This window comes from Rheinheimera sp. (genome assembly GCF_020217005.1).
In the GTDB taxonomy this organism is placed as follows: Bacteria; Pseudomonadota; Gammaproteobacteria; order Enterobacterales; family Alteromonadaceae; genus Pararheinheimera.
The window spans coordinates 1-10000 of the sequence record NZ_JAIWOI010000124.1 but is presented as its reverse complement, the minus strand read 5'-3'; the positions used below and the strand labels follow the sequence as shown (position 1 = coordinate 10000).

Here is a 10000-nt window from a genome sequence, read left to right as displayed (position 1 = left end):
AGCTTGTAGCTATGGGTTGTATCTATGTAGATCCAGTCAAAATAGCTGTCAGGAAAATCAAGTACGGCTTCCGTCGACAGCTTTCGATGAATCTGACACTGTCCTGATGTGAGTTGGGTATCGAATTTCCGGCAAACATTGTTATATAAATCATCGTTATAGCGCTCGGATTGCCAGATATCTACTAAGTGCAGTTTTTTCGGTTGATTGATGCCAAAAATTGCCTCAGTAAAATCGCCATTTGCCACCCCCAACTCAGCACATATCCCTTGCTTAGGCAGTAAACCCAATAAAGTATGTCGATCACTGATTAGCTTTGCGTCTGACAAATGTTGTTCATTTAATTTGATATCAGTTAAATGTTGAAATGTCTGCGACCGGTATTGATGCAGCATATTCCGGTACTGCTCAAATTGACTTTGTAACTCTGGTAGTTGCTCTATCTCTATGCCTGCAGAGCAGCCATCCATTGCCAGTTGGTGTTGTATTGCTTCGACAAAGCTACTTGCGATTACAATCAGGTCACACTGCTTAGAGTTAATTTCTGAGCTATGTACCACGGGTAGGCCCAGCAAGTGGCTACCACTGCGATCCTTATTGCTGTCCACAAAAGCTACTATGCGGTAATGCAGCGCAAGTACAGGTAACCACTGCAAGGCTTTACTGCCAGTGCCATAAAGATAGATTTGTTTCATCAATTCTGTTCCGTTATCCACCATTGAAAATAGAATACATCTGCTCAGACTGTACAGTGTGCAATTCTTGTCTGCAGCATAGCACTCCAAAATACCCTAACTTTTTACGTTTGGGTATGAGCTGCATTGTTTTTGATGACTTGATTGAGATCAGTCTACCGATGCTATATCGACTCTTTTTTGAAGGTCTTAAGGGCGTTAACCACAAATAAAAACCATGGCGACAATTAATGAGGTCAGGCTACAGTATTTTGATACCAAGCCGATAAAAAACCATAACATTTGTGTACTGTGCTTCGTTCACAGTATATTTGGTTTTATGTTGCTTTATGCGTTAGTTAAATCTGAGTCGCCTTCTAGGTAATATGGAGAACGATACTGGCTGCTGTAACAACAAGCTTAGTCCTTAAGGTGGGAGTCAGGTATGAAAACAGTATTAACCTACGGTACCTTTGACCTGTTTCATATTGGTCATCTGAATTTGCTGAAACGGGCGCGGGAGTTAGGAGACAAGCTGATTGTGGCTGTCTCTACCGATGAGTTTAATGCCACTAAAGGCAAAACTACACTAATGCCTTTTGAGCACAGGGTAGAGCTGGTACGTTCTGTGCGTTTTGTCGATGAAGTCATTGCCGAGTCAAACTGGGAGCAAAAAATCAGTGATGTGCAACAGCACAAGGTGGATCTGTTTGTGATGGGCTCGGACTGGCAGGGTAAGTTTGATTTTTTAAAGCCGTACTGTGAGGTGGTGTATTTACCACGCACTGATAATGTCTCGTCTACTGAGCTGAAAAAAGCTATTCAGGTCTTTATGCAGCTGAAACGGGACTTCCTGGATTGATACAACGTGAAGCCAAAGACTGGCAGGGCCAACGCCTGTATATAGCTCCGGATAACCCAGCCGGCAGGAACCTTGCGCTGTTAATGCAACAGCAAGGCGCTACTGTGCTGGGTATGGTGGATAACCTGAAGCAGGGGCCTGATGTCTGTAATCACGTCTCGCAAAGTAAACCCCATGATGCGGTGCTGATTGCTCCTAGTGATTATCAGCAAAAAATAGCGCAAGGCATGCAGGCGAATGGTTTTATCGCCAGAAAAATCTGGTTTTGTACCGGGCAAAACCCGTTGCAGTTTAAACCTTACAAAGCAGCTTCTGTTCTGAAAAAACTCAAAACTCTGATGCATGACCTGATGGCCTCCTTGCTGGACCTTATACCCAAGGGCCCTGTGGTCTATTACGCCGAAAAGTATGCCGACAGCAATGTGCTGGTTGCTTTTGCCGAACATGATAAGTTGGGTAAGAACGCCTATTTAGTGGTTAAAGATGCCCAGCGGTGTTTTCATCCGGCACAAGTCGATTCGCCATGGCAAGTACGCTGGCTGCTGCAACGAGCTAAAGTGCTGGTGCTGGATCATGAGTCTACTGATCCAGTGTTTAACCGCCTTCGAACTCAAACCAAAGTTGTACAGCTATGGCATGGTTTGCCTTTTAAGCATTTAGCGGGCAATAAACATTTTCCCCATATTCTGGATGAAGCTTTTGTCTCCAGCTCGAGCTGGTTTAATCAGCAGATTTTTCCCGGCATGTTTAAAGCCCGGCATTATCTGGATTTTGGTTATCCACGCAATGATGCTTTGCTGCAGACTCCTGCCGATCGTTGCTGGTTTAACGCTTTACCGCTTGAGCAATTGCAACAGCTGCGATCGGGCAAAAAATTGATTCTGTATATGCCAACCTATCGTGATAACGGCCAGAATAATCACCCTATTGACTGGGTAAAGTTGCAGCAATTTCTGCTTGAGCACAATGCGGTGTTTATGATGAAAACTCATCCTTTTCTGGCGCCTTTTGATGAACTGCGCCAGCAGCAGGGCTGTGATCGGATTTTCCACTATCCAGGCCGTTTTAATGTCTATCCCTGGCTGGCGGATGCGGATTTGCTGATCACCGATTATTCCTCAGTCGCTTTTGACTTTTTGCTTTGCAATAAGCCGGTGCTGCATTTTATCTATGACATAGAGCGGTACGCTCAAGTGCGAGGTCAGTTTGCTATCGGCAAAGAGGATTTTATTGCAGGCAGCACGGCGGACAATTTCGACCAGTTGCTGGAGCAAATGGCGCTGGATTTAGCATCCGACCGTTTTGCAGCTAAGCGTCAGGCGTTGCAGCAAAAATTCAGTATGGTGAACCTTGAGTGTTGCCCTGTGCTTATTCAGTATCTGCAGCAACTGCAACATCAGTCTTAAAAAGTAGACACCACCTTCCGGCTAAACTGCTCTATCAAATTCACTCCATCCCAATCTGGGCTAAAACTTAGCGCTTGTCCAACCGGCATCACTCGATCAATGCCTGTATGTGCAGTCGTCAGCCAGTTTTTTAGCAAGCCAGGCTCCACACCCCAAACCGTTAAGGTTTGATGCGCCTGAGTCAGCATAGGGTTTAACTGCGTAAGATCTGAAAGTTGTAGTTCGAGGAATAAACCGCAGCCCTGATGTTGGTCGATAAACACTGGCTCAAGAGTGTTTACTGCTACACGGGAAATGCTGTGTTGCTGTGTCAGCATCAGCTGTTGTTCACTGCTCATAATCAACTGCTGCGCTGTGGCTAAGGCCTGATACTGCTCACTGCTATTGAGTGGCTGCTTGTGCTCTATAAGCTCTGTTAAAGCTGGCCAAAACCGCTGCTGTGCTTGTTGTACTTGTGCAGCTTCACCCAACCACAGAACAGCTTTGGCCGAAGAGCAGCCTTGTTGAGCAAAGGTCAGTTGGTCGCGGTAAAACAACTGCACCAACTGTTGCAACTGCTCGTGATTGGTAGCAAGCACCGCCTCTGCGCCTACTAAGCATAACGAGAATTTATGACCAAAACTCAGCTCTCGGGCGTGTGCAGGCATGGTTAACTGGCGCTGCGCCTGGATGGCCTGATCAGAGCCCCACAACACCCGGCCATTTACTGTGCTAATTAAAGCTTTGAGTTCAGCGCTGTCATAACTGCACTGCACCAGTTGAAACCGGGCGTTTTGCGCTGGAAATAGTTCGGCAAGAGCCCGGATTTTTTCTATCAATACCGCTGTGCTGCCGCCGCTGCGGCTGGATAAACGAATGACGTTTTTATTGCCACAAAGCAAACTTAAAATACCAGAGTAGACAAATAAGCTGTCGACATTGGCGGGGGCGCTATGAAACACCAAACCTAAAGGCTGGCGGATAAAATGCTGCGAATGCTGATAAGGCGCCAACAAAGGTTTTAAATTGGCCTGCCGTAACCAGAACCCCAGCGCTATTAAATCCGGAAAATCCCTGCTTTGGGGGGCTTTTAATAAAGCTTCCGACAAGGCCTGGCAATAAGCAAAATCCTGTTCTGCAAAAGGTTGCTGCAGTTCGGCTTTGATAGTGGGTGGGTTTAAAATGATCCAGCTCATGGCGTGGTTCGCTCTTTGGCTGATGGAAAAAATGTATCACTACAACCCCGGGCTTCGGCCTGCGGCAAGCGGCCTAAAATATGGAAATATTTACCCGGTCGGCCACAAGGGCAGTTGTCTTCCCCTAACAGTACAGCGCGGTCTTCTGATAACAAACTATGGCCCGGATAGCTGCGTGGCAAAGTGGAAATTAACTGCAGCACACCTTCTTCACCCACAGCAGCTGTTTGCCAGCTACCCGGTGTACGCACCAGAACATCAGCGTAACTGGGGCAGTGCAGATGGCCTTGTTCACATTCCACAAAAATAGCACCCACTTGCTCGACCATACCGTAAAAATTATGCACTTTGCTAATGCCGGTTTGGGTCAGTACCTGCTGTTTAAAGGTGCTATTGTCGACCGCCTGATCCTGCAGTTTTTTCCAGCCTCCGCTATGCAGTAACACCGCCTGCGGCAAGGAAATGGTTTTTTGCTGCTGTTTTAATTGCTGAATAAAAAACTGCCAGACCATAAAAGTAAAACCAAACACAAACACAGGACCATCGCCAAACTGCTGACAAAACTGCTCCAGGGCTTCAAAGTTAATGCTCATATCGTCATTTAAGGCATAACAATGGTTGCGGCCCATAAAGGACAACCCCTGAATACCAGCGCCGCGGGCGGAGAAATTGCTGCGATCTTTAATCACGCCCGGATGGTCGATGATCAGCATAGGCAAACGGGCTTTGCCCAGCCAGTGCTGCATAATTTTCACCAGAATTTTGGATTGAATGGCCGCAGTGGCGCTGTCGAGCACAATACGGGATGGGGTGCCTGTAGTGCCGCTGGAATACAGCACTTTAAACACCTCTGCATCCGGCACAGATTGCAGTTTTAACTGCTTAAACAGCCGCACCGCCAGATAAGGCAGTTGTGCGCTTTGGTTCGCTGTTACAAAAGCAGGCCACTGCGCCTTCACCAGGTGCTGATAGGGGGAGCAATGCTGCTGATGATGCAACGTCAGCGCATTGAGTTCAGCCAGCAATAAAGGCTGTTTTTCAGCTGCATTCAGGCTATAAGGCTCATGCTCAATCAGCATCTGAAGTCTCCATCGCAAGCGATAGCAGCACCTGATAATCAGCTTTGCCATTGGCAAGCACAGGCAAGGTATGCAGTTGCAGTACTTTAAATAAAGCAGGATGCAGCTGCAGTTGTTCGCGTAAATGCTGTTGCAGCTGCTCTCTGAGCTCCGGTTTTTGCGCGGTGTAAGCCACTACTAACAAATCGTCTGTACCAGCGCAGCAGACAGGGTCTGTGAACACTGCAAGTTGTTGCTCCAGATGATCCAGCTGTAATCGCTTGCCCTGAAGTTTTAAAAAACGGCTTAAGCGCCCGACAATACGGTACAAACCATTGGGCAGGCGTTCTGCTAAATCTCCGGTGCTTAATTCCGTCAGCACTGTATCACTGCTTAAATCGGCCGCTGATGATGCATAACCTAACATCACATTAGGGCCACGGTAACAGAGCTCGCCCTGCACCAAATCTTCGGTGATCAGCATTTTGCTAACAGGATCACGTAGCAGCAATTCGCCTTCCGGAATAGCGACACCAATGCAATCAGCATGCTGTTGCAAAAGCTTTGGCGGTAAATAAGCGATACGGGCTGTGGCTTCGGTTTGGCCATACATCAGATAAACCGGCTTTTGCAGCGTACTTGAGAGTTGCTGCACATAGTCTGTCAGGCTGCTATTGAGTTTGCCACCGGCCTGAGTCAGATAACGCAGCGCAGGGCGGGGCATACGTTCCAGCCGCAGCTGGCGATACAGCTCATAACTAAAAGGCACGCCATGTAAGCTGCTGATGTTGAAGTCTCTGGTTTGTTGCCAGAAGTCTTTGCTCATTAAAGGGGCTTCAGTCAGTAATACCGAAGCTCCCCGGTATAAATGACTGTTCAGCACCGACAAGCCATAAGAGTAATGCAGCGGCAGCGCAGTAATAGCTGTGTCTGTTGGCTCTATCGGTAAATAAGCACAAATAGCTCGGGCATTGGCTTCGATATTGGCAAGCGAAAGCATCACTGATTTGGGTGAGCCTGAGCTGCCTGAGGTACTCAATAACAGAGCACAATCGGGCCGCACCTGATGCTGACGACCAGTCAACTGAATATCGCCTGAAGGTTGGATCACAGCAGCAATCTGCAAGCGCTCGACTAAGGCTAGAGTTTGATTGTCACTTAAATCCGGTGCCAGCACTAACAGTGCTTTACCGCTGCGAAGGGCGGCCAGATATGCCACTACAGCCGATAAGCCGGAGTTAAAACGCAGCGCCAGCAAAGTCTGCTGCGGCACCATGCTGTCTAACGTACTGCTGTAGCTGTCGGCCAGTTTCGCCAGTTGCAGGTAACTGATGGTGCTGCCATCTGGCAGCCGAAGGGCTATAGCATTGCCAAACTGTTCCAGCCTGTGGGCAAAGCTCAGGCGATCTTTAGCCTTGCTCATAAACTAAAACCACCATCCACAGCCAGAATATGACCAGTGATATAACGGGCTTTTTCCGAGCATAAAAATTCGATCACTTGCGCTACTTCATCGGCCTGGCCTAAACGGCCCAGGCTGATTTGTGCTCTGAGTTGTTGTTTTTTATCGTTGCTGTAATGGGCTGTTAAATCGGTTTCGATAAAACCCGGTGCTACCGCATTGACGCGAATACCTGTGGGGCCCAGCTCTTTGGCCAATGACTTGACTAAAGAGGATACCGCACCTTTGGTTGCAGCATACACAGCCTGACCGGCAGAGCCTGACTCCGCCACTTTGGACGATAACAGCACTAAATGCCCAGCTTTATGGCGTACCATCAGTTTGCTGGCCAGCTGACACAGCAGCACCGTCGCACCCACATTGAGTGCCAGCAGCTTATCCAGATCAGTGAGGCGGGTCATGGCCAATAACGCATCCTGCATTTGGCCTGCACAGTGCACCAGATGGCTTAAAGCTTTGTCTTGTAATGTTGTCTGGATCAGACGAAATAAAGCTGTCACCGCATCGCGGTCTGTTAAATCCACAGCATGTATAGTGACTAAAGCACCTAACGCCTGACAATCGGCCTGCACTTGTTCTAAAGCTTTTGCATCACGTGACACTAAAATCAGCTCGTGGCCTGCTTTAGCCAACGCGACAGCAGTCGCCCGGCCTATGCCGCGGCTGGCACCTGTAATAAGGCTAACAGGCGTTTTGTTGCTCATTGACAAGCAGCCATCAGAATGCAACCCCGTATTTAGCCAGTATGGTTTTGGCTTTGCCTACCGAACTCATATCAATAATATCGTCGGTATCCAGCATCAGATTAAACGCATTCTCCAGCTCGGCAATCAGCAACATATGGGCGGTAGAGTCCCACTCTTTGATGCTGTTATAGGCCAAATCATCATGAATTTGAGTTTCTGCCACTACTAAAGCGCTGGCAAAAGCTGCTGTCAATTTGGCTGTGTTGGTTTGGATAAGATCGTTGCTCATATTAATTCCGGATAAAAGTTGCAAATTTGGCGGCAGCGTTTTGGTGTGCTTGTGGCACTAAAGTCATGGCGACCATTCCGTCTGAAGGCTGCAGCGCATCAGGCTGATAACCTAATTGTTGATTAAAACGTAAGGCGGCGCTATTGCTGCTTTTTACTTGCGCCTTTAATAGCTTGACGCCAAGCTGTTCAAACGCATACTGGTTTAGCGCTAAGGCGGCAAAAAAGGCCAGTATAGTGCCGCGGTATTTGGCCTCACCTAAATAAAAACCGGTTTCGACACTGTCACATTCTGCCACAGCCAAAGCCGTTGGGCTTTTTAAATTACAGGCACCAACCTTCTGGTTTTTATAATAAATCACAAACTGCATCTGGCGTCGGTCAGACGATACACGTTCGAACCACTGCTGCTGGCGCTCTGCGCTGATTTCAGTCTGATCCAGCATCTGGCTGCTGACTTCCGGGCTATTGCGCCAGATCAGCACTTGTGCCAAATCATCCTGCTGCAAAGGTTTGAGCTGCACATTAAAGGCGGAGACTTCATCGCTATGCCACATCTGTGAAGTCTGTTGCATCAAACTAAATCCCAGCTCATGGCTGTGCCGCGGGCCACATCTTTAGTCACTGTTTTGCCCAGCAGCATCGGCAGGTATTTAGGCGGTAAACCTAAACCTGGCCGGATAGCGCGTAAGTTTTCAGTGGTTAGCTTATCTCCGGCTTTTAAATCGGCCGCTATATACAAAGATCGGCGGTGTTTGCGTGAAGCGATTTCTTTTTCGGTGCAGCCATAATTGACCTGACCCAAGGCCACTTTAGCTTTAGCCGTTTCTTCCACCAGTTGTTTCAGCTCGTTTGGTTCTAAAGAAAACTCCGCATCGACACCACCTTCGCTACGGTCCAAAACAAAATGTTTTTCAATCACAGTAGCGCCTAAAGCGACGGCAGCCACAGAGACACCAATACCAGTGGTGTGATCCGATAAACCGGCCTGGCACTGAAACAGCTGAGCTAAATGTGGAATAGTTAATAAATTGGCATCGACAGGACGGGCAGGGTAGTTGCTGGTGCATTTAAGTAAAATTAACTCTTTGCAGCCGTTTGCTCTTAATACTTCAACAGATTCAGCCAGTTCTGACTGGCTGGCCATGCCGGTGGACATAATCACCGGCTTACCGGTTTTCGCCACTGCAGCCAACAGCGGATGGTCGATATTTTCAAAAGAGGCGATTTTGTAGCAAGGCACATCCAGCGATTCTAAAAAATCCACTGCAGTTAAATCAAAAGGGGTGCTGAACGCCAACATGCCATGGCTTTTGGCTCGCTCAAAGATAGCTTTGTGCCAGTCCCAGGGGGTGTAGGCAATCTGGTACAGCTTATACAAGGTCGTGCCATGCCAGAGGCTGTTTTTATCTTCGATATAAAACTCGCCAGTGTCTATATCCAGCGTCATGGTATCTGCTGTGTAGGTTTGTAATTTAATGGCCTGAGCACCGGCCGCTGCAGCTGCATCTATCATCGCCAACGCTTTTTCCAGCGACTGATCGTGATTGCCGGACAGCTCAGCAATAATTAAAGGTGGATGAGAAGGCCCTACTTTATGCTGACCTAACTGAATGTCCTGAAAAGCTGAGTTGCTCATCTTTGTGTTCCTGTACTGCTAAGGCCTTAATGTTGCGCCTGAATTTCGTTAGTAAGTCGCTCTACAATAGCAGCACAACCGCCGCCTTGTGGTACCAGTTGCCCGGCTTGGTCTGACATTTTTTCCAGTTGCTCTGGATTATCCAACAGTTGCTGTATTGCGTCGGTTAGTTGTGTCACTGTCAGATCTTCACCACGCCCAAGATAAGTACAAACCCCGGCTTCAACCAAAGCTAATGTACTGGCGACCTGATTGTCTGCCAAAGTGACGACCAAAGCAGGTAAGGCCAAAGCACAGCGCTCCCAATGGGTAGAACCGCCAGCACCAATCATTAAAGTGGCTTTGCTCATCAACTCTGCCATATGCGGGGTCTGAATATGCAAAGTCAAACGCTGGTCGTCAGCGCAAAGTTGTTCAAGTTCTGCTTTGTGCGGATTGGCAAGTCCTATCACTATATCGGCAGCAAAGTCGGTTTTCTGAAGTTGCTGTAAGGCTTTTATCGTCTGACTGGTTAAATTCAGCTCGTCTGTGCCACCGTAAAAGACTAAAAATCGTGCTGGTTGCAGCTGTGCGGTGCGCTGATACTGAGCAAACTCAGGGCGCAGCAACACATAGGAAGGGCCAAGCAGCAACTGAGCTTCTTTGTTGACCAGGCTGTCGTAGCGACTGTGCATATCCGGATACAGGTTTTGATCCAGCAGATAGTCACACTGATGCAGTCTGTTGGCTAAATCATCAATCACCAAAAGC

Annotated in this window: 11 protein-coding genes; 2 read left to right on the top strand and 9 right to left on the bottom strand. The window is 48.0% G+C overall.

Annotated features, from left to right (window positions below):
• A partial coding sequence (locus LDL40_RS06060; RefSeq protein WP_300994292.1) for a hypothetical protein occupies nucleotides 1-695 on the bottom strand: 695 nt, incomplete at its 3' end.
• Between the two features lie 424 nt (nucleotides 696-1119).
• On the opposite strand from LDL40_RS06060, the gene tagD reads away from it, so the two are divergent.
• Nucleotides 1120-1536, top strand: a complete 417-nt coding sequence (gene tagD / locus LDL40_RS06055; RefSeq protein WP_300994291.1) for a glycerol-3-phosphate cytidylyltransferase — start codon at nucleotides 1120-1122, stop codon at nucleotides 1534-1536.
• On the top strand, nucleotides 1533-2942 hold the full coding sequence (locus LDL40_RS06050) for a CDP-glycerol glycerophosphotransferase family protein (protein ID WP_300994290.1): 1410 nt from the start codon (nucleotides 1533-1535) through the stop codon (nucleotides 2940-2942). The genes tagD and LDL40_RS06050 overlap by 4 nt, the downstream gene beginning before the upstream one ends.
• Here the strand turns inward: LDL40_RS06050 and LDL40_RS06045 are convergent.
• From LDL40_RS06045 to pseG, 8 genes are all read right to left on the bottom strand, one after another.
• On the bottom strand, nucleotides 2939-4117 hold the full coding sequence (locus tag LDL40_RS06045; protein ID WP_300994289.1) for an acyl-CoA reductase: 1179 nt from the start codon (nucleotides 4115-4117) through the stop codon (nucleotides 2939-2941). The two genes, LDL40_RS06050 and LDL40_RS06045, sit on opposite strands and share 4 nt — an antisense overlap.
• Nucleotides 4114-5196 carry an acyl-protein synthetase gene (locus LDL40_RS06040; RefSeq protein ID WP_300994288.1) on the bottom strand — a complete coding sequence of 361 codons (1083 nt, stop codon included), beginning with the start codon at nucleotides 5194-5196 and terminating at the stop codon, nucleotides 4114-4116. The genes LDL40_RS06045 and LDL40_RS06040 overlap by 4 nt, the downstream gene beginning before the upstream one ends.
• Nucleotides 5186-6598 (bottom strand): AMP-binding protein, encoded by a 1413-nt coding sequence (locus tag LDL40_RS06035; RefSeq protein WP_300994287.1) that lies wholly within the window; start codon nucleotides 6596-6598, stop codon nucleotides 5186-5188. The genes LDL40_RS06040 and LDL40_RS06035 overlap by 11 nt, the downstream gene beginning before the upstream one ends.
• Nucleotides 6595-7341, bottom strand: coding sequence for an SDR family NAD(P)-dependent oxidoreductase (locus LDL40_RS06030; RefSeq protein ID WP_300994286.1), 747 nt, complete (start codon nucleotides 7339-7341; stop codon nucleotides 6595-6597). The genes LDL40_RS06035 and LDL40_RS06030 overlap by 4 nt, the downstream gene beginning before the upstream one ends.
• A 13-nt stretch (nucleotides 7342-7354) precedes the next feature.
• Nucleotides 7355-7612, bottom strand: a complete 258-nt coding sequence (locus tag LDL40_RS06025; protein WP_300994285.1) for an acyl carrier protein — start codon at nucleotides 7610-7612, stop codon at nucleotides 7355-7357.
• A gap of 1 nt (nucleotide 7613) precedes the next feature.
• Entirely contained in the window at nucleotides 7614-8186 is a 573-nt protein-coding gene (locus LDL40_RS06020; RefSeq protein ID WP_300994284.1) for a GNAT family N-acetyltransferase, read from the bottom strand.
• Entirely contained in the window at nucleotides 8186-9250 is a 1065-nt protein-coding gene (gene pseI, locus LDL40_RS06015; protein ID WP_300994283.1) for a pseudaminic acid synthase, read from the bottom strand. The genes LDL40_RS06020 and pseI overlap by 1 nt, the downstream gene beginning before the upstream one ends.
• A 26-nt stretch (nucleotides 9251-9276) precedes the next feature.
• The coding region (gene pseG, locus LDL40_RS06010; protein ID WP_300994282.1) for a UDP-2,4-diacetamido-2,4,6-trideoxy-beta-L-altropyranose hydrolase at nucleotides 9277-10000 on the bottom strand (724 nt) is incomplete at its 5' end.